The organism is Sphingobium sp. BYY-5, from assembly GCF_022758885.1.
Classification (GTDB): domain Bacteria; phylum Pseudomonadota; class Alphaproteobacteria; order Sphingomonadales; family Sphingomonadaceae; genus Sphingobium.
Map to the genome: position 1 here is coordinate 569,024 of NZ_JALEBH010000001.1, position 21,903 is coordinate 590,926.

Annotated in this window: 27 protein-coding genes and 1 other RNA gene; 14 read left to right on the top strand and 14 right to left on the bottom strand. The window is 64.2% G+C overall.

Annotation, left to right across the window (positions count from 1 at the left end):
• Position 1 precedes the first annotated feature (1 nt).
• The gene (locus MOK15_RS02820) at positions 2 to 1,543 is read left to right on the top strand and encodes a L,D-transpeptidase family protein (RefSeq protein ID WP_242930214.1); all 1,542 of its coding nucleotides are present in this window, start codon (positions 2 to 4) and stop codon (positions 1,541 to 1,543) included.
• Positions 1,544 to 1,624: 81 nt separating this feature from the next.
• On the opposite strand, the gene MOK15_RS02825 is transcribed toward MOK15_RS02820, so the two are convergent.
• On the bottom strand, positions 1,625 to 2,374 hold the full coding sequence (locus tag MOK15_RS02825; protein WP_242932611.1) for a glutaredoxin: 750 nt from the start codon (positions 2,372 to 2,374) through the stop codon (positions 1,625 to 1,627).
• 68 nt (positions 2,375 to 2,442) lie between these two features.
• Here MOK15_RS02825 and MOK15_RS02830 point away from each other — a divergent pair, with 68 nt between their 5' ends.
• Positions 2,443 to 2,826, top strand: coding sequence for a MerR family transcriptional regulator (locus tag MOK15_RS02830; RefSeq protein ID WP_242930215.1), 384 nt, complete (start codon positions 2,443 to 2,445; stop codon positions 2,824 to 2,826).
• Positions 2,827 to 3,101: 275 nt separating this feature from the next.
• Here the strand turns inward: MOK15_RS02830 and glnA are convergent, their stop codons facing one another.
• The 3 genes from glnA to map all read right to left on the bottom strand — a co-directional run bounded on the left by glnA (position 3,102) and on the right by map (position 6,013).
• Positions 3,102 to 4,514: a type I glutamate--ammonia ligase gene (gene glnA, locus MOK15_RS02835; RefSeq protein ID WP_242930216.1), complete on the bottom strand. Its 1,413-nt coding sequence runs from the start codon at positions 4,512 to 4,514 to the stop codon at positions 3,102 to 3,104.
• A gap of 90 nt (positions 4,515 to 4,604) precedes the next feature.
• Positions 4,605 to 4,943 carry a P-II family nitrogen regulator gene (locus tag MOK15_RS02840; RefSeq protein WP_179042296.1) on the bottom strand — a complete coding sequence of 113 codons (339 nt, stop codon included), beginning with the start codon at positions 4,941 to 4,943 and terminating at the stop codon, positions 4,605 to 4,607.
• A 239-nt stretch (positions 4,944 to 5,182) separates the two neighbouring features.
• On the bottom strand, positions 5,183 to 6,013 hold the full coding sequence (gene map / locus MOK15_RS02845; protein ID WP_242930217.1) for a type I methionyl aminopeptidase: 831 nt from the start codon (positions 6,011 to 6,013) through the stop codon (positions 5,183 to 5,185).
• A 109-nt stretch (positions 6,014 to 6,122) separates the two neighbouring features.
• On the opposite strand from map, the gene MOK15_RS02850 reads away from it, so the two are divergent.
• Positions 6,123 to 6,605, top strand: coding sequence for a GFA family protein (locus tag MOK15_RS02850; RefSeq protein WP_242930218.1), 483 nt, complete (start codon positions 6,123 to 6,125; stop codon positions 6,603 to 6,605).
• A complete protein-coding gene (locus MOK15_RS02855) occupies positions 6,602 to 7,357 on the top strand; it encodes a molybdopterin-binding protein (RefSeq protein ID WP_242930219.1) in 756 nt (251 codons plus the stop codon). The genes MOK15_RS02850 and MOK15_RS02855 overlap by 4 nt, the downstream gene beginning before the upstream one ends.
• Positions 7,358 to 7,368: 11 nt before the next feature.
• Here the strand turns inward: MOK15_RS02855 and MOK15_RS02860 are convergent, their stop codons facing one another.
• The 4 genes from MOK15_RS02860 to rpiB form a co-directional block, all read right to left on the bottom strand.
• The gene (locus MOK15_RS02860; protein ID WP_242930220.1) at positions 7,369 to 8,463 is read right to left on the bottom strand and encodes a TrmJ/YjtD family RNA methyltransferase; all 1,095 of its coding nucleotides are present in this window, start codon (positions 8,461 to 8,463) and stop codon (positions 7,369 to 7,371) included.
• A gap of 57 nt (positions 8,464 to 8,520) precedes the next feature.
• A complete protein-coding gene (gene nrdR / locus MOK15_RS02865) occupies positions 8,521 to 8,982 on the bottom strand; it encodes a transcriptional regulator NrdR (protein ID WP_242930221.1) in 462 nt (153 codons plus the stop codon).
• A gap of 142 nt (positions 8,983 to 9,124) precedes the next feature.
• On the bottom strand, positions 9,125 to 10,444 hold the full coding sequence (gene glyA, locus MOK15_RS02870) for a serine hydroxymethyltransferase (protein ID WP_242930222.1): 1,320 nt from the start codon (positions 10,442 to 10,444) through the stop codon (positions 9,125 to 9,127).
• A gap of 11 nt (positions 10,445 to 10,455) precedes the next feature.
• Positions 10,456 to 10,893: a ribose 5-phosphate isomerase B gene (gene rpiB / locus MOK15_RS02875; RefSeq protein ID WP_242930223.1), complete on the bottom strand. Its 438-nt coding sequence runs from the start codon at positions 10,891 to 10,893 to the stop codon at positions 10,456 to 10,458.
• A 105-nt stretch (positions 10,894 to 10,998) separates the two neighbouring features.
• Between rpiB and MOK15_RS02880 the strand changes: the two genes are divergently transcribed.
• The gene (locus MOK15_RS02880; RefSeq protein ID WP_242930224.1) at positions 10,999 to 11,190 is read left to right on the top strand and encodes a hypothetical protein; all 192 of its coding nucleotides are present in this window, start codon (positions 10,999 to 11,001) and stop codon (positions 11,188 to 11,190) included.
• 94 nt (positions 11,191 to 11,284) lie between these two features.
• Here the strand turns inward: MOK15_RS02880 and MOK15_RS02885 are convergent, their stop codons facing one another.
• From MOK15_RS02885 to MOK15_RS02900, 4 genes are all read right to left on the bottom strand, one after another.
• Positions 11,285 to 12,055 (bottom strand): hypothetical protein, encoded by a 771-nt coding sequence (locus MOK15_RS02885; protein WP_242930225.1) that lies wholly within the window; start codon positions 12,053 to 12,055, stop codon positions 11,285 to 11,287.
• A 71-nt stretch (positions 12,056 to 12,126) separates the two neighbouring features.
• A complete protein-coding gene (locus tag MOK15_RS02890) occupies positions 12,127 to 13,275 on the bottom strand; it encodes an HPP family protein (protein ID WP_242930226.1) in 1,149 nt (382 codons plus the stop codon).
• A gap of 112 nt (positions 13,276 to 13,387) precedes the next feature.
• Positions 13,388 to 14,131, bottom strand: a complete 744-nt coding sequence (locus tag MOK15_RS02895) for a LytTR family DNA-binding domain-containing protein (protein ID WP_242930227.1) — start codon at positions 14,129 to 14,131, stop codon at positions 13,388 to 13,390.
• A gap of 6 nt (positions 14,132 to 14,137) precedes the next feature.
• Positions 14,138 to 15,250, bottom strand: coding sequence for a histidine kinase (locus MOK15_RS02900; RefSeq protein WP_242930228.1), 1,113 nt, complete (start codon positions 15,248 to 15,250; stop codon positions 14,138 to 14,140).
• 165 nt (positions 15,251 to 15,415) lie between these two features.
• Between MOK15_RS02900 and MOK15_RS02905 the strand changes: the two genes are divergently transcribed.
• The 4 genes from MOK15_RS02905 to MOK15_RS02920 all read left to right on the top strand — a co-directional run bounded on the left by MOK15_RS02905 (position 15,416) and on the right by MOK15_RS02920 (position 16,824).
• Entirely contained in the window at positions 15,416 to 15,625 is a 210-nt protein-coding gene (locus tag MOK15_RS02905; protein WP_242930229.1) for a hypothetical protein, read from the top strand.
• 78 nt (positions 15,626 to 15,703) lie between these two features.
• Complete coding sequence (locus MOK15_RS02910; protein WP_242930230.1) at positions 15,704 to 15,958, top strand: hypothetical protein; 255 nt, start codon at positions 15,704 to 15,706, stop codon at positions 15,956 to 15,958.
• A 42-nt stretch (positions 15,959 to 16,000) separates the two neighbouring features.
• Positions 16,001 to 16,180: a hypothetical protein gene (locus tag MOK15_RS02915; RefSeq protein WP_242930231.1), complete on the top strand. Its 180-nt coding sequence runs from the start codon at positions 16,001 to 16,003 to the stop codon at positions 16,178 to 16,180.
• Positions 16,181 to 16,275: 95 nt separating this feature from the next.
• A complete protein-coding gene (locus MOK15_RS02920) occupies positions 16,276 to 16,824 on the top strand; it encodes a hypothetical protein (RefSeq protein ID WP_242930232.1) in 549 nt (182 codons plus the stop codon).
• 339 nt (positions 16,825 to 17,163) lie between these two features.
• On the opposite strand, the gene MOK15_RS02925 is transcribed toward MOK15_RS02920, so the two are convergent.
• A complete protein-coding gene (locus MOK15_RS02925; protein ID WP_179042312.1) occupies positions 17,164 to 17,820 on the bottom strand; it encodes an alpha/beta hydrolase in 657 nt (218 codons plus the stop codon).
• Between the two features lie 155 nt (positions 17,821 to 17,975).
• Here MOK15_RS02925 and MOK15_RS02930 point away from each other — a divergent pair, with 155 nt between their 5' ends.
• Genes MOK15_RS02930 through blaSGM form a run of 4 tightly spaced genes read left to right on the top strand, consistent with a single transcriptional unit; the run spans position 17,976 to position 21,567 of the window.
• A complete protein-coding gene (locus MOK15_RS02930; RefSeq protein WP_242932612.1) occupies positions 17,976 to 19,154 on the top strand; it encodes an aminotransferase class V-fold PLP-dependent enzyme in 1,179 nt (392 codons plus the stop codon).
• Entirely contained in the window at positions 19,151 to 20,239 is a 1,089-nt protein-coding gene (locus MOK15_RS02935) for a cysteine desulfurase family protein (RefSeq protein WP_242930233.1), read from the top strand. The genes MOK15_RS02930 and MOK15_RS02935 overlap by 4 nt, the downstream gene beginning before the upstream one ends.
• An 18-nt stretch (positions 20,240 to 20,257) precedes the next feature.
• Positions 20,258 to 20,593 carry a 2Fe-2S iron-sulfur cluster-binding protein gene (locus MOK15_RS02940; RefSeq protein WP_242930234.1) on the top strand — a complete coding sequence of 112 codons (336 nt, stop codon included), beginning with the start codon at positions 20,258 to 20,260 and terminating at the stop codon, positions 20,591 to 20,593.
• A gap of 8 nt (positions 20,594 to 20,601) precedes the next feature.
• The gene (gene blaSGM, locus MOK15_RS02945) at positions 20,602 to 21,567 is read left to right on the top strand and encodes an SGM family class A beta-lactamase (RefSeq protein WP_242930235.1); all 966 of its coding nucleotides are present in this window, start codon (positions 20,602 to 20,604) and stop codon (positions 21,565 to 21,567) included.
• Positions 21,568 to 21,607: 40 nt separating this feature from the next.
• Here blaSGM and MOK15_RS21815 read toward each other — a convergent pair whose 3' ends face one another.
• Positions 21,608 to 21,733, bottom strand: a complete 126-nt coding sequence (locus MOK15_RS21815) for a hypothetical protein (protein WP_278254105.1) — start codon at positions 21,731 to 21,733, stop codon at positions 21,608 to 21,610.
• Positions 21,734 to 21,779: 46 nt separating this feature from the next.
• Between MOK15_RS21815 and ffs the strand changes: the two genes are divergently transcribed.
• Positions 21,780 to 21,877: signal recognition particle sRNA small type (gene ffs, locus MOK15_RS02950), an RNA gene on the top strand.
• The last annotated feature ends 26 nt before the right edge of the window (positions 21,878 to 21,903 follow it).

Here is a 21,903-nt window from a genome sequence, read left to right on the forward strand (position 1 = left end):
CATGGTCTTTCGGGCGCGGCCCATTCGCCGCGCCCTTTCGCTATGTATAACCTGCCTGTTGATTGGCGGCGCGTTGCCACAGGTCGCACAGGCCCAGCCCGATGCGGTGCAAGCCGCCAAGTCGAGCGTCGCGGCGGAAATCCGGGCGCAAGTGGGTGGGAAGTACAAGGATTTCTATGGCCCGCGCGGCTATTGGCCGCTCTGGGTGGAACAGGACCGGATCGGACCGCAGGCCGACGCGCTGCTGGCGATGATCGAGGATAGCGAGGCCGACGGCCTTGATCCGCACCGCTATGATTCGCGCAATCTCAAGCGCCTGATCGAGGAGGCGGACGCCAGTGCGACGCCCAAGGCGCTGGCGCGCGTCGATCTGGCCTTGTCGCGCAGCTTCGCCAGCCTGGTTGCCGACATGCGCCGGCCGGTCAGGGGCGTGACCATCCGCTATCTCGACAAGGAAGTGGAGCCGCGCGATGCCGACCCGTCCGATATCCTGCGATCGGCGGCGCTGACGCCATCGCTGACCGATTATATCCAGACGGCCGGCTGGATGAGTCCGCTCTATATGCGGTTGCGCAATGCACGGGCCAATTATCTCAAGAAATGGGGCGACCTGCCCGACATATTGGTGCCCGAAGACGTAAAGATGCGGCCCGGCGGCAAGGGAGCGGATATCGCTGCCCTGCGCCAACGGCTTGGGCTGGCGGATGGCGACACCTATGACAAGGCGCTGGTCGCAAAGGTGCGCGCCTTTCAGACCGACCATGGGTTGAAGCCGGATGGCGTCGCGGGCGCGATGACCGTTGCCGCGCTCAATCAGGGACCGGCGCGCTATGAACGGCTGCTTTCGCTCAATCTGGAGCGCGCGCGCCTGTTGCCCGGCCCCTGGACGCGCAATGTGGTGGTCGACGCCGCCTCGGCCCGGCTCTGGTATTATAGCAAGGGCGCGCTGGACGGCACGATGAAGGTCGTCGCGGGCGCGAAGGAGAGCCAGACGCCGCTGATGGCGGGGATGATCCGCTATGCGACGCTCAACCCCTATTGGAACATCCCGCCCGACTTGGTGGAGCGCAAGGTCGCGCCCAAGATATTGAACGGCGGCTCATTGAAAGCCATGCATTATGAGGCGCTGACCGACTGGAGCGCCAATCCCGCGCCCCTGGCGCAAAGCGCGATCGATTGGGATGCCGTGGCGGCGGGCCGGCAGGAGGTGCGCGTGCGCCAGCTTCCGGGCGGCGACAACGCGATGGGGCGGATCAAATATATGTTCCCCAACGATCTTGGCATCTACCTGCACGACACGCCGCAGCGCGAGCTGTTCGCCAAGGAAGACCGGCATTTCAGCAATGGCTGCGTCCGGCTGGAGGATGCGCTGCGGCTGGGCCGCTGGTTCTTCGGCAAGCTACCCGACGCCGATGGCGATGCGCCGGAGCAGCATGTGCCGCTGCCCCAGGCGGTGCCGGTCTACCTCACCTATCTGACCGCCGTGCCGACCGCGCAGGGGGTGCAGTTCCTGCCCGATGTCTATGGACGGGACGGGGAGTAGTCAGGGGGACGTCAGTGGATGCCTGCCAGCATCCACGCCTCCTTGTTCAGTGGATGCCTGCCAGCATCCACGCCTCCTTGTTCAGTGGATGCCTGCCAGCATCCACAGGGCCATGGCGACCATCATCACATTCTCGGTCAGCGACACGAAGCCCAGCGGTACATTGCTGTTGCCGCCGACGCAGGCGCATTTGAGTTCGCGCTTTTCGACATAGACCGCCTTGAACACCGACACCGCGCCGATCCCGCCGATGAACAGCGCGACCGGGATGGACAGCCAGTCCAGCGCCCGCGTCAGCATCAGCACGCCCGCGCCCAGTTCCAGAAAGGGATAGGCCAGCCCATAGGGCGGCAGGCGGCGGGCGAGCAGGTCATAGTTGAGGAACATGGTCGCGAAGCGATCCACATCCTGCAGCTTCAGCATGGCGAGCAGCATCATCGCAATGGCGACAAACCGCTCCAGCGTCATGAAGGAAATGAGCGGGAGGAAGGTCAGCCAGTTGACCGCCAGCGCCAGCAGCGCCGCCACTGCAAAGACGGCGAGCACCGGCACATAGCTGGTCGCCTTGGGGTCACGCACCTTGAGGCCTAGGTAGCGGCGCAGATCGTCATGGCCGCCGATCCGCTGCCCGTCGATGAAGATTTGCGGCGTGGTCTTCACGTCACGCTGCGCCTTGAAGGCGTCGGTTTCCTCCCGGCTTCTGAGCCAGTGGTCGTCCACGGCATAGCCATGGCGGCGGAGCAGCCAGCGGGCTTTCACCCCATAGGGACAGGTATGGCCGGGCATCACCATGCGGTAGAGGCTGGCGCTTTTTGAGGCGGGGTTGGTCATCATGACATCCTTGGCAATCTAACGGATGCCGCCCATATAAGGGCCGTACCATGGTACGGAGTCAAGGGATGGATATGACGATTTCCGCGCTGGCCCGCGCGGGCGGGGTTGGGGTGGAGACGGTGCGCTATTATCAGCGGCGCGGATTGCTCGACATGCCGGAGCGGGGAGAGGGGATGCGTCGCTATGGCGCGGCGGATGCGCGGCGGCTGTCCTTCATCCGGTCGGCGCAGGGGGCAGGCTTCACCCTGGAGCAGATCGGCGAACTGCTCCAGCTCGACGCCGGGCAGGATCGGGTGCGGGCGCGCATATTGGCGGCGGAACGGATTGCGGCGCTGGACGTGAAGATCGCGGAGTTGCAGACGGCCAGGCACGCGCTGGAGCGGCTGGCGCGACAATGTCATGCGTCGGAAGAAGGACCGTGCCCGATCATCGCGGCATTTGAAGGATGAGGCAGTAGCGGGCGTCCGATAAAATCCTTTCCTGGAAAGGGAGAGGAATCTCCTATGGAATAAATCTCTCTTTCTTCGTCATGCTGAAACAAGTTCAGCATGACGTTGCGTGTAAAGGGATGGCCCATATCCGATTGCCTTGCCCTGAAGGGGAGGATGGAGATTTGTCGCTGATCTTCCTTGATCGCCAAAGGAAAGGCCCGGCCGTTTGCACGACCGGGCCTCCTTCGACGGAGCCTGAGAAAGGGTTCAGGCCCTAAAATCAGGCCCAATAATCAGGCGCTGTAGTACATGTCGAATTCGACCGGCGAAGGCGCCATTTCCCAGCGATAGACTTCGGGCCACTTCAGCTCGATATAGGCTTCGATCTGGTCCTTGGTGAAGACGTCGCCCTTCAGCAGGAAGTCATAGTCGGCTTCCAGGCTGTTCAGAGCTTCGCGCAGCGAACCGCAGACGGTCGGCACCAGACTCAGTTCTTCGGGCGGCAGGTCGTAGAGATTCTTGTCCATCGCGGCGCCCGGATGGATCTTGTTCTCAATGCCGTCGAGGCCAGCCATCAGCAGCGCCGAATAGCAGAGATAGGGGTTGGCCATCGCGTCGGGGAAGCGGAATTCCACGCGCTTCGCCTTGGCGCCCGCGCCGTAGGGAATACGGCAGGAGGCCGAACGGTTGCGCGCCGAATAGGCCAGCAGAACAGGCGCTTCGAAGCCCGGCACCAGGCGCTTGTAGCTGTTGGTGGTCGGGTTGGTGAAGGCGTTCAGGGCCTTGGCGTGCTTGATGACGCCGCCGATGAAGTAGAGGCAGGTGTCGCTGAGGCCCGCATAGCCGTCACCGGCGAACAGCGGCTTGCCGCCTTCCCAGATCGACATGTGGGTGTGCATACCCGAACCATTGTCCTGCGCGATCGGCTTGGGCATGAAGGTCGCGGTCTTGCCATAGGCCTGGGCGACCATCTGCACGACATATTTGTAGATCTGCATACGGTCGGCGGTCTGGACCAGCGTGCCGAAGGTCAGGCCCAGTTCGTGCTGGGCAGCGGCGACTTCATGGTGATGCTTGTCGCAGGGCAGGCCCATTTCGAGCATGGTCGACACCATTTCGGCGCGGATGTCGGTGGCGGGATCGACCGGCGCGACGGGGAAATAACCGCCCTTGGCGCGCGGACGGTGGCCCAGGTTGCCGCCTTCATATTCCTTGCCGGTGTTGGTCGGCAGTTCGATGTCGTCGATCTTGAAATAGCTGGTCGAATAATCGTTTTCGAACCGCACGTCGTCGAACATGAAGAATTCGGCTTCCGGGCCGACATAGACGGTGTCGCCGAAACCGGCCGACTTGACGAAGGCCTCGGCGCGCTTCGCGGTCGAACGGGGATCGCGGCTGTAGAGTTCGCCGGTGTCGGGCTCGACGATGTCGCAGAACAGGATCAGCATCGGGGTGGCGCTGAACGGGTCGACATAGACGGCGTCCAGGTCGGGCTTAAGGATCATGTCCGATTCGTTGATCGCCTTCCAGCCTTCGATCGACGAACCGTCGAACATCAGGCCCTGGGTCAGCTCATCCTCGCCAAGCACGCTCGACACCATGGTCAGGTGCTGCCACTTGCCCTTGGGATCGGTGAAGCGGACATCGACCCATTCGATCTCCTTTTCCTCGATCATCTTGAGGATGTCTTTTGGCGTGTTGGCCATGTGCAGTTGCCCTTCTTTCAGAAATACCCCCCCGAAGGGGTAGATGGATGGCTTTCCCCGCCAGTCCCGCGGACCAGCGGGAAGGCAGGATCAGATGGCGTCGCTGTCGCGTTCGCCGGTGCGGATGCGCACCGCGCCCTCGATGTTGGAAATGAAGATCTTGCCGTCGCCGATGCGACCGGTCTGCGCGGCGGCGCAGATGGCTTCGACCACGCGGTCGGCGAGCGAGTCGTCCACGACGACTTCCAGCTTCACCTTGGGCAGGAAGTCCACCACATATTCGGCGCCGCGATAGAGTTCGGTATGGCCCTTCTGCCGGCCAAAGCCCTTCGCTTCGGTGACGGTGATGCCCGACACGCCCACTTCGTGCAGCGCTTCCTTCACCTCGTCCAGCTTGAACGGCTTGATGATCGCTTCGATCTTCTTCATCACTTATAGTCCCAACCCATGACGCACGCCGACATGCGGGCTGTGACCCACATGCTAAATCCTCAAGCGACGATCCCATGCCCCCCAAGGCACGCACCGTCTCCCTTGGCAATCAATTACCGTGCCAAATGGCGAATCGCTAGAACTGCTTTCGGCGATGCAGCAATCTTTGTCCATATTGCCCGGATTCCGGGCAATTTAGTGACTCATTGCCTGTTTTTTGGGCATGGTTTCGATGATCAGCGCTTATAAGGCGGGCAGTCGAGACCGGTCGGACTTTTGGTGAAGATTTCGCAGCCCGTTTCGGTGATGCCGATGCTGTGTTCAAACTGGGCGGACAGGGTCCGGTCGCGCGTCACGGCGGTCCAGCCGTCGTCCATCATCTTCACGCCAGGCTTGCCGATGTTGATCATCGGCTCGATCGTGAAGAACATGCCGGGCTTGAGTTCGGGACCGGTGCCGGGGCGGCCGACATGGACGACCTCCGGGCTGTCGTGGAAGACCTGGCCCAGGCCATGGCCGCAGAAATCGCGGACCACGCCATAGCGGTGCTTTTCGGCATGGCGCTGGATGACATGGCCGATGTCGCCCAGATGGTTGCCGGGCTTCGCCTGCTCGATCCCCAGCATCAGGCACTCATAGGTGATTTCCACCAGCCGGCGCGCCTTGATGGCGGCTTCGCCGACGATATACATGCGGCTGGTATCGCCGTGCCAGCCATCGACCTGCGGCGTCACGTCGATGTTGAGGATGTCGCCGTCCTTGAGCCGGTAGTCGCCCGGAATGCCATGGCAGATGACATTGTTGAGCGAGATGCAGCAGCTATGCGTATAGCCGCGATAGCCCAGAGTCGCTGGCACGCCGCCGCCGTCCAGCGTCATGCGGCGGACGATATCGTCCAGCTCGCCAGTCGTGACGCCGGGTACCACATGGGGCACCAGCGCGTCGAGGATTTCGGCGGCGAGGCGTCCGGCCTTGCGCATCCCGGCAAAGCCGGATTCGTCGTACAGCTTGATCGCGGTCGAGCGGGAGATCGGCGCGTCCGCCGTCATCGTCATATATTCGGTCATGGAATTGATATAGTCCCTGCGACCCGGCATGGCGAGTATCTTGGGTGAGTATTTTGGCCGGGTATCTTGGACCAGTGCCTTGATAGCCACACGGAAAAGAGGAACGGACATGGCGATGGAAGGCGGGTGCGCTTGTGGTGCGGTGCGCTATCGGATCGATGTCGATCCCATCTTCGTCAATAACTGTCATTGCGGCCTGTGCCAGCGGCAGAGCGGCGCGGCCTCGGCGGTCAACGCCTTCGTCGAGGTCGAGCATCTGCATCTCCTGTCCGGCACGCTGAGCGAGCATGAGGTTCCGACGGGCAGTGGAAAGGCACAGGCGATCGTGCGTTGCGCGGCCTGTGGCACGGCGGTCTGGAGCCATTATCCCCGCCTGGGCCGGTTGGGCGCCGCGATCCGTGTGGGCACGCTCGACGACCGGGCGGCGATTCGTCCCGACGCGGCGATTTTTGTCGCCGACCGGATGGGCTGGACCGGGCTGCCGGATGGTGTTCCCGTGTTCGAAACGAGCTACAAGCCGGCGGACATCCTGCCGCCCGACCGGCTGGGCAGGCTCATGGCGCTGGTCGCCCGTGCGGAGCAACAGGGTTGAGCGAACGCATCTGGACCGCAGCGCTGATCGTGATCGGCGACGAGATTCTCTCCGGCCGCACCCAGGACAAGAATGTCGCGCAGGTCGCGACCTGGCTGAATGTCCAGGGCATCCGCCTGCGCGAAGTGCGGGTGGTGGCGGACGATAGCGATGCGATCGTCGAGGCGGTCAACGCGCTGCGCGCGCGCAACGACTATCTCTTCACCACCGGCGGCATCGGGCCGACCCACGACGACATCACGGTCGACGCGATCGCCGCAGCGCTGGGCGTCGATGTGGAAATCCATGAAGGCGCGCGGGCGATGCTGACCGGCTATTATGAAACGCGCGGCGGGTTGACCGAGGCGCGGCTGCGCATGGCGCGGGTACCGGCGGGCGCCAGCCTGATTGAAAACCGCATGTCCGGCGCGCCCGGCATCCGCCATGGCAATATCTTCATCATGGCGGGCGTGCCCTATATCACAGCGGGCATGATGGAGAGCCTGACCGGCACGCTGGAGGGCGGGTTGCCGCTACTGTCGGCCACGATCGGCTGCTGGGTCGCGGAAAGCGAGATCGCCGACCTGCTGGGCGATACCGAGCGCGCCCATGAAGGATGCCAGATCGGCAGCTACCCCTTCTTCCGCGAAGGGCGCACCGGCGCGAATTTCGTGGTGCGATCGACCAGTCAGGCCGCGCTCGACGCCTGTGTCGCGGCATTATCCGCCGGGCTGGAGGCTGGCGGTTGGCAGGTGACGCCCGGCGGCATCTGACCCGCGCCTGGTCAGCGTTCGCGTGGCCGGTTGAGGTGGGAGAGCACTCCGCGCAATGTCCGAACCTCCAGGTGATTCCAGCCCGGCTTGGTCAGCAGGTTGCGCAGCGTCAGCTTGGTCGCGGGTGCGCGGTCGGGCGGGAAGAAATAGCCGACTTTCTCCAGCAGCGTGTTGAGCTGCCCGATCATGCCTTCCAGTTCCACCTGCGGCGCGGGTTCGAGCAGGTCGGTGACGGTCGGCTGTTCCAGATGCGCCTGCTTCGACCATTCATAGGCGCACAGGATCACCGCCTGCGCCAGGTTGAGCGACCCGAATTCCGGATTGATCGGCACCGTCACTATCTTGCGGGCGAGCGCGACATCGTCCGTTTCCAGGCCTGACCGTTCGGGGCCGAAGACGAAGGCGCTGCGTCCCTGCGCGGTGTGGATTTCGCGGGCGGCCTCTTCCGGCGTGACGACTGGCTTGGTGACGCCGCGCTTGCGCACGGTGGTGGCGTAGACATGGGCGCAGTCGGCCACGGCGTCGGCCAGCGTCTCATAGACTTGCGCGCCGTCCAGCACCACGTCCGCGCCGGCCGCCGCCGGGCCGGCATCGGGATTGGGCCAGCCGTCGCGGGGCGATACCAGCCGCATCTCGGTCAACCCGAAATTCAGCATAGCCCGCGCAGCCTTGCCGATATTCTCGCCCAGTTGCGGGCGGACAAGGACGATGACGGGGGAGAGGGGGGATTTGATGTCTGTCACAATTTTACCGTTCGTCCTGAGTAGGGGCTGAGCCTCTACATTTTCCGTTCGGTTCGAGCCAGGGTCGAGCGAAGTCGAGACCCGTGGTCGAGAACGGGCTGCGTCAGCGACTGCGTTCCAGTCACCTCGGATCAGGGCCTCTTTCTTCTTGCGCGACCAATCCTTTACCTGGCGTTCGCGTTCCAGCACGTCGATTCGATCCGTGAACGTCTCGCTGAAAACCAGTTCAACCGGACGGCGGTCATGGGTGTATCCCGGCAATTCACCCATCTGATGCTGGGCAATGCGTCGCTCCAGATCGTCGGTATGGCCGGTATAATAGCTGCCGTCCGAGCAGCGCAGGATGTAGATCCAGAAACTCATATTGCGCGTGGTTCTCGACAGGCTCGAACTGAACGGAGGTCGGGATGTGGGCCTAACTCACTCCCGCCCCACGGCCTTCACCGTGCCGGCAAACTCCTCGAAATCCTTGGCGTCGGTGAAGTCCTTATAGACGCTGGCGAAGCGGATATAGGCGACGCTGTCGAGGCGTTTCAAACCTTCCATCACCATTTCGCCGATCGCGCGGGCAGGGACTTCGCTGTCGCCGCTGGTTTCCAACTGGCGCTGGATGCCCGAAATCAGCTTTTCGATCCGGCTGGGGTCGATCGGCCGTTTGCGGCAGGCGATGCCGATCGACCGGGCCAGCTTGTCACGGTCGAAGGCTTCCTTGCGCCCCTCGCTCTTCACCACCCAGATATCGCGGAGCTGGATGCGTTCGAAGGTGGTAAAGCGCGCGCCGCAGGCCTCGCACTGGCGGCGACGGCGGATGGCGGCGCCATCCTCCGTCGGTCGGCTGTCCTTCACCTGGCTGTCTTCATGGGCACAGAAGGGGCAACGCATGTAACTTCAATACTCCGTTCGGGCTGAGCTTGTCGAAGCCTCGAAGCGAGGCACGTGACTCGCTTCGACCTGAGCGGAGCGAAGGCACTTCACTCCGTTCAGTGTAGCCCTTCGACTTTGCTCAGGGCGAGCGGAATCATGCTTACCCTGCGTAGATCGGGAAACGAGCGCACAGCTTGGCCACGCGCTCACGCACATTGGCCTCGGCCGCGGCGTCGCCATGCTCGCCCTTGTCTCGCAATCCTTCCAGCACATCGGCGATCATGTCGCCGATATCCTCGAACTCAGCCACGCCGAACCCGCGCGTCGTTCCCGCAGGGGAACCAACCCGAATACCGCTGGTCTTGGTCGGCGGCAGCGGGTCGCCCGGCACGCCATTCTTGTTGCAGGTGATGAAGCTGCGTTCCAGCGCCTCGTCCGCATCCTTGCCCGAAATGCCGAAGGGACGCAGGTCGATCAGCGCCAGATGCGTGTCGGTGCCGCCTGACACCACGGCCAGGCCGCGCTGCTCCAGCCGACCGGCCAGAGCCTTGGCGTTGGCGACGATCGCCTGGGCATAGGTCTTGAACTCAGGACGCAGCGCTTCGCCGAACGCCACCGCCTTGGCAGCGATGACATGCATCAACGGACCGCCCTGCAAACCGGGGAAGATCGCCGAATTGATCTTCTTCGCGATCGCTTCGTCATCGGTCAGGATCATGCCGCCGCGCGGGCCGCGCAGCGTCTTGTGCGTGGTCGTGGTGACGACATGGGCATGGCCGAACGGGGTCGGATGCGCACCGCCGGCGACCAACCCTGCGAAATGCGCCATATCGACCATGAACAGCGCGCCGACCTTGTCCGCTATGCCACGGAAGCGGGCGAAGTCGATCTGGCGCGGATAGGCGCTGCCGCCCGCGATGATAAGCTTGGGCTGGCATTCGATCGCCTGACGCTCGACATCGTCATAGTCGATGAGGTGCGTGTCTTCGCGCACGCCATATTGCACGGCGTTGAACCATTTGCCCGACATGCTCGGCTTCGACCCGTGGGTCAGGTGGCCGCCGGCATCGAGGCTGAGGCCCATGATCGTTTCGCCAGGCTTGACCAGCGCCAGCATCACGCCGCCATTGGCCTGCGCGCCCGAATGCGGCTGCACATTGACGAAATTACAGCCGAACAGTTGCTTGGCGCGATCGATGGCGAGCTGCTCGACTACGTCCGACGGGGCGCAACCCTGATAGTAACGCTTGCCCGGATAACCCTCGGCATATTTGTTGGTGAAGACGCTGCCCTGCGCTTCCAGCACCGCCTGGCTGACGATGTTTTCGGAAGCGATCAATTCGATCTGGTCCTGCTCGCGCTTCAATTCCTGCTGCACGCCGGCGAAGACCGCCGGATCGGCATCGGCCAGGCTGCGCGTGAAATAGCCTTCCGAACGAATGTCGGACAAAGCGGACTGGTCAAGGGTGGCTATGCTCATCTGGAGTCCTTTCAGAGCGCGGGCTGGGAGAGTTTCTCGACGCGGCCGGCATGGCGGCCACCGCCGAAATCGGTGGAGAGGAAGGCGGTGACGCAGGCCTTGGCCATGTCGATGCCGGTCAGGCGTGCGCCCATGGCGAGGACATTGGCGTCATTATGCTCGCGCGACAGGGCGGCCGACAAAGGCTCGCCGACCAGCGCGCAGCGGCAGGCGGGATTGCGGTTGACCGCGATCGAGATGCCGATGCCTGAACCGCACAGCGCGATACCGCGCTCCGCCGCGCCAGACGCGACGGCTGTCGCGAGCTTGTAACCATAATCGGGATAATCGACGCGGTCGGCGGTCGCCGGACCCAGGTCATCGACGTCATGCCCTTCGTCGCGCAGCCACTGGGCGAGTTCCGCCTTCAGATCGACGGCTGCATGATCGGAAGCGATAGCGATTTTCATGTGAGAAGCGTTCCTTCACCGAAAGGGTGATTCGTTTCTGCGCGCCTCAATAGGGGTATGAGGCCGCAATTGCCACAGTCCAGCGTGACGCTTATGGCATCGCACATGGCTGGTACGATTTTATCCATATTGATGCTTGCGGGCGTGCTGCTGACGGGCGGCGGCGTCTATGCGATCGCTAAGAAGGGCGACCGCAAGCGCGGCGTGCTTATGATTATCGCGGGATTAGTGATGTTCGCCAACGTCGCGATCACGGCGATACCCGGACCGGACCTGCCGGTGCTGGAGCAGCGTTAGGGCGGATCGACATTCACAGTCTGGCGCTTCCCAAGCCGTCATGACGTTGAAAATGAGGCTGAGGCTTCCGCTTTAACCTGAATGTCGATCGGTCCTAGGATTTCGGTTTGACGCGGGTCCAGTAGGCGGAATGGAGGTAGCTGTTGCCTGGGCCACCGAAGGCAGCAGTCGCTCCCGTCAAACCGATCTTGGCGAGTGATGCCGCAAGTTTTTGATCCTGTAGTTCTTCCGTCAGCTTTGCGGCTTGGGAGGCAGTGATGTCGGCCTTCAGGGCGATTTCGCACTGGGTTTCGCCGCACAAGGCACGTACTGGCTGCTCGATTCCATATTTACGCAACAGGACCGCATAGCGTGCGATGAGCGCTCTTTCCGTCGCGTCGGCCCATGCCGGATCGCGCTTCTCTTGGCGAAGCATGACGTAGCGTTGCGACGGTGTAGGCCCCCAGAAAGAACCGGCCAGCAGCGGATCATCCTTGGCCGGGTTGGTCGCATCCGGTGCGGCGGGCGTCGTTGCCTGCATGAAGAAGACGCCGGCAGCCAGGGCAGTAGTGGTGACAATCGCGATCATGACGGTTCCTCGAAACAGCGCGGACCGGGATGGTCCGACCGCTTCGGGCAGGTCTGCTATGGGCTGCCCGGCGGGGTCGACCCCGATAAACATGTCCCGATTTTCTTGGTCGGCCAAAAGGCGGGATAAAGCGCGGCTGCTGCCGACCCCGGTCTTGCGCCGCGCCTCCCGCAGTCGTTCATTGATCGAGCCGACCGACTTGCCGGTCAGCGTGGCGACGCTCTTGGCGGTATGTCCCTGGGCGAACAGGCGCAATATATCGCGCTCGCCGTCGTTCAGTTGCGACAGGTCCGGCATGTCTTCAGGCATGACGCGATCCTGTCACGGGCGACGGCTTGTGCAATCCCCAAAAAATTTGGACGGCGAATTCAGGAGGGTGGTTGCGTCGATGCAGCGTTAGGGCGCAGCGCCAGCGACGCTAGCAGGTCGGTCTGCGTGACCAGGCCTTGCAGCCGATGATCCGCATCGACCACCACCGCCTCGCGCCATGCGCCGCTGCTGAAGGGGCCGATCAGCCGTGCGACGGGCGTGTCGGGGTGGACGAAGAGGGAGCGGTGGGCAATGTCACCGGCCCTGTTCTCGGCCTTGCCGCTGAAATCGTCGCCGTCGCGCGCCAGGTCGAGCGCGCCGATCATGCCCTGTACGCGCCCGGCATCGTCGATCACCGGCAGCGACAGCAGGCCGCGTTCCCGCATCAGTGCGCGGGCGTCGGCGATCGGCTGGTGCGCGGCGACATGCAGTACGTCCTTCGACATGATCTCTCCGCAGCGCGCCGCGGCGCCATGGGTGCGTTCGGCGGCGCGCAGTTCGGTGTCGGCCAGCAATTGGCGCAGGTCGGCTTCATCGACATCCAGCGTATCGCCGAAACCATGGAGCGCGTCTGCGACATCCTGATCGGAGGGGCCCGCGCGTTCCAGCGGCGCGGGATCGGCGGTGCCATGGGGGGCTGGCGCCCTGGGCGCAACATGGGGGTAATTATGCCCGGACAGCCGATGGAAGAGGATGGCGACGACCAGCAGCAGTAGCGTATTCACCCCGACCGGCACCAGCGCGAACATATAACTGCTTGCCGCACCCTTCGCGCCCAGCGCGGCGGAGAGGGCCACCGCGCCGCCGGGCGGGTGGAGGCAGCGCAGCAGCGACATGACCGCGATCGCCGCGCCCACCGCCAGCGCGGCGGCCAGCGTCGGGTCGGATACCACCTTGGTCACGGCGATCCCGACCAGCGCCGAGACCATATTGCCGCCGAGCACTGGCCAGGGTTGGGCGAGGGGGCTGGCCGGCACCGCGAAGAGCAGCACGGCCGATGCGCCCATCGGCGCCACCAGCAGCGGATGCGCCAGGCCGTTGCCCAGCATCAACCCGCACAGCAGGCCGGTGACGGCGATGCCGCCGATCGCACCGCTGGCCGCCTTGAGGCGATCGACGACGTTCGGGCCGGATGGACCGGCGGGGATGAAGGCGCTGTAGTAGCGGCTCCAGATCAGGCGGACGTCTTTTTCGGGGGCGTCGGACATGCAGGCTGCGCTACCGGCGTGAGGCCGTCCGGCCAAGCAGGAAAATTCTCCGCCCCTTCAACCGGAGCTTTCGCAAATGATGCTCCGCTTCGTTGGCGGTGATCGAACGATCCTATCGCCCGGTCATCGCCCGCGCATTGGCCAGGAAGGTGCGGCCGATGCGGATTTCGCCGCCATCGGCCAGCGCAGCGAACCAGACGCCGCTGCCGTCATGGCGCAACCGCGCAATATGCTCGCGCCGGACGATGTGCGACCGGTGCAGGCGCACGAACTGCTGCGGGTCGAGCCGCTCCTCCAGCGAACTGATCGTCTGGTGTAGCAGATAGCTGTGCTGGGCGACATGCAGGCGCATATAGTCGCGCTCCGCCTCGATCCGGTCGATCTGGTCGGTGGCGATGCGGATCAACTCCGATCGATGGGGAACCCAGAACTCTTCTGCCCATTCGGGCTGGGGTTCGCTGGTGGTGGCGAGGGCTTCAGGCAACTGGGTGCGCAGCGCGATCTCCACCCGGTCGACCGCGCGGGTAAGCCGGTCATGGGCCACGGGCTTGAGCATATAGTCGACCGCCGCCAGGTCGAACGCCTCGACCGCGAAGCCTTCGAACGCGGTAACGAAGATCACCGCCGGCCGGATGCCCAGGCCGCTCACCGCGCGGGCGACGCCGATGCCGTCGAGCAGCGGCATGGCGATGTCGAGCATCACCAGGTCGGGCTTCAACCCCTCGATCAGGCGCAGCGCCGCCTCTCCGTCGGTGGCGGTGCCGACGAGGGCGATGCGCGGTTCGCGGGCGCAGAGCATCTGGAGACGTTCGATCGCGAGCGGTTCGTCATCGACGATCATGGTACGGATGGACATGGACGGTCAGCAACCCCGGCGGATGATGGGTAGGGTGAGGAGGACGGCAAAGCCCTCCGCTTCGCGCGGACCATAGACGATGCGGCCCTGATCGCCAAAGCGCGCGGTCAGCCGGTCGCGCACATTGGCGAGGCCGATGCCGCTGCCACGATCCGTCTCGCTTGGCGGATTGTTGCCGTTATCGGTGACGTTGATGTGCATCAGGTCGCCATCCTCGCGCGCGGTGATGCGGATTTCCACCGGGCTGGACGTGCGCGAAACGCCGTATTTGATGGCATTCTCCACCACCGGCTGGAGGATCAGGCCGGGGACGCAGGCGCCCATCAGGGCGGGCGGAATGTCGATGACGGTGGCCAGGCGATCAGGGAAGCGGACAGCTTCGATATCCAGATAGAGTTTCTGGAGATGCACCTCCTCCTCCAGCGGCACGTCGTCCAGCGGGTCGCCGGTCAGGCTGGTGCGATAGAAGTTGGACAGCGACATGATCATCTGTTCGGCCTCGTCGCGCCGGTCCTTCATCACCAGCGAGGAGAGCGAATTGAGGGTGTTGAACAGGAAATGCGGGTTCACCTGATAACGCAGCGAGCGCAACTCCGCCTGCTGGGCGGCGCGCTCCAGCCGCGCGGCGCGACGCTCGACCCGCCGGGCTTCCGCCGCATAGGAGAGGGCGAGGTAGAGGCCGGCCCAGGCGGACAGGAAGAAGAAGCGGCTCATCGCGTCTTCCACGATGGTAATGAGCAGATAATTTTCTTCGGTTGCCTTCTTTTGCATGTCCGCGTCCGGAAAGAGCGACATCGGATCATAGACGTTGAACATGTAATAATTGGCTGCCGCCATGGCGAAGGCGAAGGGGGCGGCCAGCGCGAAGGCCGCGATCACCCGGACCATCAGCGGCCGCCGGTCGAACTGCCGCAACACCAGATAGAGGACCCAGGTGATGATGATGCCAATGACCGCCACGACCATGCGACGCGCGGCCATCTCCATCTGCGCATCGAAGCCGACGACGACCGCCCGCAAGCTCACAACCAATGTATAGAAGAGCCAGAAACCCAATATGGAATATAGCGCGATCGCGGGAGAGACGCCGCGTTCGCCGTCTTCGGAAACGTTTGTCATCCTGCCTGTCTACGCGCCCCTACGCCGCTTGTCGCCCCGTCCATCGGTAGCTGGTCGAACGACTCCGCATGTTGGTCGAACGGCCAGGAGTGGAGGAACCGTGCTCAAGCTCCGTCCGTTGCCCTTCTGACGCGCCCATCCCCGCGGCGTGCAAGGAGAGAGAAATTGAACAGGAAACGCCCCATCCGCCCGCATAGCCGCGAGGAAGCCGGCGACGTGCGCGAAACCGACCGGCAGGACCATGCGCTCAGTCGTGAGGAGAAGCTGGAGGAGGGATTGAGAGACTCCATGGATGCCTCCGACCCGCCCTCGACCACCAAGCCGGGCGACCATGGCGACCCGGTGTCTTCGTCGGGTTACAAGCCGCAGCATTGATGGTTCCGCCGCTTTTTCTATGGTAGCTTGGCGGGGGCGGAAGAAATGGCCGCCGCATGAGAGAGGAGCGACACATCCATGCCCACGTCCTGCACTCCAGCCGTCGAACGCATTGCCCGCGTCCTTGCCGGACGCCAGTTGAGTCTGAACGGCGGGGGCAATGATCCCCATGCGGCAGGGGCGGTCGATGCCGCATGGCCCGACCATGTGGATGACGCCTATGCCATTCTCCACACGCTGCGCGAACCCGACGCCGATATGGCGCAGGCTGGCGACGTGGCCGTATGGCGCAGCATGATCGGCGCCGTGCTGGACCGGCGAACGGGTGTATAGAGTTTCTATAATTATTTCATATATTTATATGAAATTTTGAAGATGAATTTCAACCGCGCCCGGTGGGGTGCGGGGAGGAGGCTTGACCGAAATGACGCAGCCCATCTGTTTCCACGCAGCGTCGAAATAAGTGACGGAAAACAGGTGCTTTCCGGTCCGATTTCTGTCATCATGCTGTTGCACAAGGATGATTTTCATGTTGCGCTGCACAAGGAAATCTGATTCCTTGTGAATGACGGTGGAACAGGCGCTTAAGCCTTCAGAAAGCAAATGGAGCGCAGGTTCTGGCGTACGACTTGAAGTCGGAGGGCAAGAACATGGGCACGAGTGCAAGACCAGCGGATGGAGCCGTCACCCTGGCGGAGTTGCGTGAATTCGCCAGTTTTCCGTCCGCCACCCAACGCTATATCCGCCGATCGCTGGACATCGGGCTGCATCGCCGCGACGCGATGAAGCTCTGGTCGCGCGACCTAGTCGAGGAGGCTTCGATCCGGGCGCAGGCGCGGATTTACGGCCGCCTCGACGAAATCAAGGCGCGCGTGCCCGACGATAGCGGCCTGGAACAGGTGGAGCCGTTCATGGCGCCGCTTGTGACCGTTTCGGCGTTCGACTTGGGACAGGACCGTCTCGGCAGCTTTTCCGCCTATCGTTTCCTCTATGAGCGGCTGCTGGGCGCGGGCGCGCGGCCCTGGCTGCCCGGCGCCTTCTGCGCGGCGGCGAGCCTGCCGCATTTGCATCCCGACAAGCGGCGCCTGCTGCTCCAGTCGATCAGCGAGGCGGCGGCAACGGCGGTCGGATGGTCCAACCGCGAGCCGACCTTCTACCCCGAATGGGTCGAGAAGGTCGATATGAGCAAGGCGAACTGATCCGCCGGATCGACATTTACCGTCTTCTGGGCGCTTTCTGTGCCGTCATGCCGACCCCTTCGACAGGCTCTGGGCAGGCTTGATCCGGCATCCAGGGCCACGAAGGGCGGCGCCTGCGACTCTGGATGCCGGATCAAGTCCGGCATGACGTTGAAAATGAGGCTGAGGCTTCTGCATTAGAAAATCCTCCCCTGGCAGGGGAGGTGGATGGCGCGAAGCGCCAGACGGAGGGGTGTCCCGCTATCGATGGGGTGACACCCCTCCACCACTTCGTGGTCATCCTCCCCTTCCAGGGGAGGATTGGGGGCTGCCCTCTTTATGATCCGTCCGGCCTAGTCCTCAGCGGATCGGCGAGTCGGGCGACAGGCGCATGTCGAGATAATTGTCGACCGACTTCATGAGCTGGTCGAGTTCATGCTCGAAGAAATGGTTCGCGCCCTTGATTTCGTCATGATGGATGGTGATGCCCTTCTGGGTGCGCAGCTTGTCGACCAGCTTCTGGACGGCGCTGGCCGTCACTACCTCGTCCGACGTGCCCTGCACGATGATGCCCGACGACGGGCAGGGAGCGAGGAAGGAGAAGTCGTACATGTTCGCCGGCGGCGCGACCGAGATGAAGCCGCGGATTTCCGGGCGGCGCATCAGCAATTGCATACCGATCCAGGCGCCGAAGGAAAAGCCCGCGATCCAGGTGGTCTGCGCTTCGGGATGGAAGCTCTGTACCCAGTCGAGCGCGGCGGCGGCATCGCTCAGTTCGCCGATGCCATTGTCGAATGTGCCCTGGCTGCGGCCCACGCCCCGGAAGTTGAAGCGCAGCACCGCAAAGCCGCGCTTCACGAAGGTCTTGTAGAGCGCCTGGGTGATGCGGTCGTTCATCGTGCCGCCGCCCTGTGGGTGCGGGTGCAGGATCATGGCGACGGGCGCGCGCGGGCGGGGCGGGGGGCTGAAACGGCCTTCGAGACGGCCTTCGGGTCCGGGGAAGATAACGTCGGGCATGGCACCTGTTATGGTTCTGGGCCGCCGCGCCCCGGATAAGGAGCTTGGCAGCAAGGATAGGATCGGTGCGCGGGCCAAGGCTTGCGCTGGCGCGGCGCGGCAAACCGCCTATATAGATGCCGTCGCCATTTCCGCAATCAATGAGTAACGCCTCCTTGGCCGCCGACCGCCTATATCTCGATCACGCCGCGACCACCCCGATGCTGCGCCAAGCGCAGACGGCGATGATGGCGGCGTTGGCCAACTGGGCCAATCCGTCCAGCCCCCACGCCGACGGACGCGCTGCCCGCGCCACGCTGGAGGATGCGCGCGCGCGCATCGCGGCGGCGCTGGGGTGGGGTGGACATGTGATTTTCACTTCCGGCGCGAGCGAGGCGATCGCGATCGGCCTGACCCGCGCCAAGGCGGGGCGGATCGTGACGTCGCCGGTCGAGCATGACGCCGTGCTGCGTGTGACCGGGGGCGCGGAGCGGCTGGCGGTGGATGGCGATGGAATAGTTCTCTCCCTCCGTCATTCCCGCGAAGGCGGGAACCCATCTCCCACGCTCTCCGATGGTGCGACGTTGGAGATGGATCCCCGCCTTCGCGGGGATGACGGGAAGGAGGGCGGGAATGAAGGGAAGGAGAGCCGGAGTGAGGGAAAGGGAGGCGAGCCGACGCTCCTCGCCATCCAGCACGTCAACAATGAGACCGGCGTGATCCAGCCGCTCGACAGGCTCGATCGCGCCAACGCCATATTATTCGTCGATTGCGCCCAGAGCGCGGGCAAGTTGCCGCTGCCGGATGCCGACATGATCGCGATCAGCGCGCACAAGTTCGGCGGCCCGCCCGGCATCGGCGCGCTGCTGATCCGCGACCTCGCGCTGATCGAGCCGAGCGGCGGGCAGGAGCAGGGCTATCGCGCCGGGACCGAAAATCTCCCCGCCATTCTCGCCATGGCCGCTGCGCTGGAGGCGCGCGCCGACTGGCTTCCCAGGGCGATGGAATTGCGCGCCCGGCTGGATGCGGGGATCGAAGCGGCGGGCGGAGCGATCGTGGCGCGCGACGCCCCGCGCAACCCGGCCATCGCCAGCTACCGGATGCCCGGCCTGTCCGCCCGCGCGCAACTGATCCAGTTCGACCTCAAGGGTATATCCGTGTCGGCGGGCAGCGCCTGTTCGTCCGGCTCGCTCAAGACCAGCCATGTGCTGGGCGCGATGGGCTGGGATGAAGCGGCGGCGTCCGAAGTGGTGCGCGTCAGCTTCGGCCCGCAGACGAGCGATGCCGACATAGACCGCTTCCTCGAAGCCTGGACCGGCATGGCCCAGAAACTTTTAGCGCAGGCGCGCCGATGATCTATCTCGACTATCAGGCGACGACCCCGCTCGCCCCCGAAGCGTTCGATGCCATGGTGCCGCTGCTGCGCGATCAGTTCGCCAACCCGCACAGCGCTCACCGGCCCGGCCGCGCCGCCGCCGCGCAGGTGGAGGTGGCGCGTGACGAGATTGGCAGGCTGCTGCCAACGGGCGGCCGAACCCTCTTCACCTCCGGCGCGACCGAGGCGCTCAACATCGTGATCCAGGGCGTGCCTGCGGGCGGGATCGTCACTATCGCCACCGAACATGCGGCTGTCCTCGACACGGTCGAGGCGATGGGCCGGGCGGGGCGCGATGTTACCATCCTGCCGGTCGGCGCGGACGGACTGGTGAATATGGATGCGGCGCGAAATGCCATCCGCCCCGGCGTGGCGCTGGTCGCGGCGATGCTGGTCAATAATGAGATTGGCGTGATCCAGCCGATCGAGGCGCTGGCCGCCCTGGCGCATGATGCGGGCGCGCTGTTCCTGTGCGACGCGGTGCAGGGCTATGGCCGCGTGCCGATCCCGCAGGACTGCGACATGGTGGCGATCAGCGCGCACAAGATCCATGGCCCCAAGGGAATCGGCGCGCTCTGGCTGCGCGATGGCGTGAAGCCCGCCCCGCTGATCCATGGCGGCGGGCAGGAAGGCGGGCTGCGCTCCGGCACGCTTTCGCCCGCGCTATGCGCCGGTTTTGGCGTTGCCGCCCGGCTGATGCGCGAACGGGCGGAGGCCGACCGCGCCCATGTCGAAAGCCTGGCTGCCTTGGCGCGCGATCTGTTCCGCGACTGGACGCTGAACGGCAGCGCGACCGATCGCTATCCGGGCAATCTCAACCTGCGGCGGGACGGAATTGATGGCGCGCGGCTGTTGTCTCATTGCCGCAATATTGCTTTTTCGTTGGGAAGTGCTTGCGCAAGCGGGTCCGGGCGGCCTAGCCATGTGCTGCGCGCGCTGGGGCTGACGGATGGCCAGGCGCGCGGATCGGTGCGGATCGGCTTTGGCCGCTACACGACCCGGCAGGAACTGGAGAGGGTTGCAGAAGCATTGAATGAGGCGGCAGCCGTACAAGCGGCGCCGTGACAAGGGAGCGTCGCACCAATGACCAGGATCACCTTCATCAGCGCCGACGGGGAGCGACGACAGGAGGTCGACGCCCCGGCGGGATCGGTCCTGCTGGATGTCGCGCAGGCCGCGGGCCAGCCGCTGGAGGGCACCTGTGAAGGGCAGATGGCCTGCTCCACCTGTCATGTCATCGTCGATGCCGACGATTTCGCCAGGCTCCCGCAGGCCAGCGAGGATGAAGAGGATATGCTCGATCTTGCCGCCGCCGCCACCCGCACCAGCCGCCTGTCCTGCCAGATCGTGCTGGACGGCAAGCTGGAGAGCCTGACCGTTCGAATCCCAAGCGAATCCTACAATATGCAGGGCGTGTGATCCGACCGATGAAGACATTGACCGCTTTGGCCGCGCTGGCGCTGCTGGCCGCCCCGTCGATCGCCGCCGACGAGAAGAAGGCGCCAGACAAGGAACCGGTGCCGACCGGCCGCCTCGATTCGCTGATGCCCGCCGCGCCGCGCTATCTGGTGCCGCAGTCGGCGCTGACGTCGGTGCGCAACCCGGCGGAGATCGAGAAGGAAACCGGCGGTCGCCTGGGTGTGGCGCTGGTCGACAAATCGGGCGCGTTGCTGCTGGGCTTCAACCGGGACGATCGTTTCGCCATGTGTTCGACCTTCAAGGCGCCGCTGGCCGCCGCCGTGCTGATCGGCGCGGATGGCGGCAAGTTCGGCCTGGAGGGGACAATCCCCTTCAGCGACGACGACATCCTCGATTACGCCCCGGTGGTGAAGAAGAACAAGAAGCGCGGCCGCATGAGCATGGGCGAACTGGCGCAGGCGGCGGTCGAGGTCAGCGACAACAGCGCCGCCAACCTGCTGCTGCCGATGCTGGGCGGGCCGCCGGGCCTGACCGCCTTCATCCGCGCGCATGGCGACAGCGTGACCCGGCTGGACCGCAACGAACCGACGCTCAACGAAAATGCCGAGGGTGACGAGCGCGACACCACCACCCCGGCGGCGATGGCGGGGTTGATGGAGCGGCTGTTCTTCAAGGACATGAAACAGGAAAGCGCGGACAAGCTGCGCGCCTGGTTCAACGCCAGCAGCACCGGCGACAAGCGGATCAAGGCGGGCCTGCCGCAAGGCTGGACGTCGGGCAGCAAGACCGGGACATGCGGCAACGCCTATAATGACGTGGCGCTGGTCAAGTCGCCGGCAGGCGACGAATATATATTGGCGATCTATCTCGATCGGCCCACCGTCGATACGAAGAAAGCCGAAGCCGCCATCGCCGAAACCGCACACGCCGCGCTCGATTTCGTGAGCAAGGCGCAGAAGAGCGGGTTGGAGTAAGGGGATATGCCCCCACATCATCCCGGCCCCTTCGACAGGCTCAGGGCAGGCTTGATCCGGGATCCAGGGCCACTTTCCAAAACCCTGGATGCTGACTTTCGTCAGCATGACGGGCAGGGATGGCGAGATCATCCGCCTCTATAGTATAATGCTTGTCTATGGTCATCGGCGGCACCCCCTTGCCAACCCGTCATCACTTCGCCATATGCCGCGCCGGGAGTCGGGCGGGCGTGACCGTTGCGAACCTGGTCAGGTCCTGACGGAAGCAGCCACAGTGATTTCGTCACGGGTCGTTCCGGCTCCCACCCTCCATTCCTCATCCGGCCACCCTCTTTT

Coding starts and splice junctions, on each gene's coding strand:
- MOK15_RS02820 (WP_242930214.1), top strand. CDS start 2: ATGGTCTTTCGGGCGCGGCCCATTCGCCGCGCCCTTTCGCTATGTATA.
- MOK15_RS02825 (WP_242932611.1), bottom strand. CDS start 2,374: ATGACCAACCCCGCCTCAAAAAGCGCCAGCCTCTACCGCATGGTGATG.
- MOK15_RS02830 (WP_242930215.1), top strand. CDS start 2,443: ATGGATATGACGATTTCCGCGCTGGCCCGCGCGGGCGGGGTTGGGGTG.
- glnA (WP_242930216.1), bottom strand. CDS start 4,514: ATGGCCAACACGCCAAAAGACATCCTCAAGATGATCGAGGAAAAGGAG.
- MOK15_RS02840 (WP_179042296.1), bottom strand. CDS start 4,943: ATGAAGAAGATCGAAGCGATCATCAAGCCGTTCAAGCTGGACGAGGTG.
- map (WP_242930217.1), bottom strand. CDS start 6,013: ATGACCGAATATATGACGATGACGGCGGACGCGCCGATCTCCCGCTCG.
- MOK15_RS02850 (WP_242930218.1), top strand. CDS start 6,123: ATGGCGATGGAAGGCGGGTGCGCTTGTGGTGCGGTGCGCTATCGGATC.
- MOK15_RS02860 (WP_242930220.1), bottom strand. CDS start 8,463: ATGAGTTTCTGGATCTACATCCTGCGCTGCTCGGACGGCAGCTATTAT.
- nrdR (WP_242930221.1), bottom strand. CDS start 8,982: ATGCGTTGCCCCTTCTGTGCCCATGAAGACAGCCAGGTGAAGGACAGC.
- glyA (WP_242930222.1), bottom strand. CDS start 10,444: ATGAGCATAGCCACCCTTGACCAGTCCGCTTTGTCCGACATTCGTTCG.
- rpiB (WP_242930223.1), bottom strand. CDS start 10,893: ATGAAAATCGCTATCGCTTCCGATCATGCAGCCGTCGATCTGAAGGCG.
- MOK15_RS02880 (WP_242930224.1), top strand. CDS start 10,999: ATGGCTGGTACGATTTTATCCATATTGATGCTTGCGGGCGTGCTGCTG.
- MOK15_RS02885 (WP_242930225.1), bottom strand. CDS start 12,055: ATGCCGGACCTGTCGCAACTGAACGACGGCGAGCGCGATATATTGCGC.
- MOK15_RS02890 (WP_242930226.1), bottom strand. CDS start 13,275: ATGTCCGACGCCCCCGAAAAAGACGTCCGCCTGATCTGGAGCCGCTAC.
- MOK15_RS02895 (WP_242930227.1), bottom strand. CDS start 14,131: ATGTCCATCCGTACCATGATCGTCGATGACGAACCGCTCGCGATCGAA.
- MOK15_RS02900 (WP_242930228.1), bottom strand. CDS start 15,250: ATGACAAACGTTTCCGAAGACGGCGAACGCGGCGTCTCTCCCGCGATC.
- MOK15_RS02910 (WP_242930230.1), top strand. CDS start 15,704: ATGCCCACGTCCTGCACTCCAGCCGTCGAACGCATTGCCCGCGTCCTT.
- MOK15_RS02915 (WP_242930231.1), top strand. CDS start 16,001: ATGAATTTCAACCGCGCCCGGTGGGGTGCGGGGAGGAGGCTTGACCGA.
- MOK15_RS02920 (WP_242930232.1), top strand. CDS start 16,276: ATGGGCACGAGTGCAAGACCAGCGGATGGAGCCGTCACCCTGGCGGAG.
- MOK15_RS02925 (WP_179042312.1), bottom strand. CDS start 17,820: ATGCCCGACGTTATCTTCCCCGGACCCGAAGGCCGTCTCGAAGGCCGT.
- MOK15_RS02935 (WP_242930233.1), top strand. CDS start 19,151: ATGATCTATCTCGACTATCAGGCGACGACCCCGCTCGCCCCCGAAGCG.
- MOK15_RS02940 (WP_242930234.1), top strand. CDS start 20,258: ATGACCAGGATCACCTTCATCAGCGCCGACGGGGAGCGACGACAGGAG.
- blaSGM (WP_242930235.1), top strand. CDS start 20,602: ATGAAGACATTGACCGCTTTGGCCGCGCTGGCGCTGCTGGCCGCCCCG.
- MOK15_RS21815 (WP_278254105.1), bottom strand. CDS start 21,733: ATGACCATAGACAAGCATTATACTATAGAGGCGGATGATCTCGCCATC.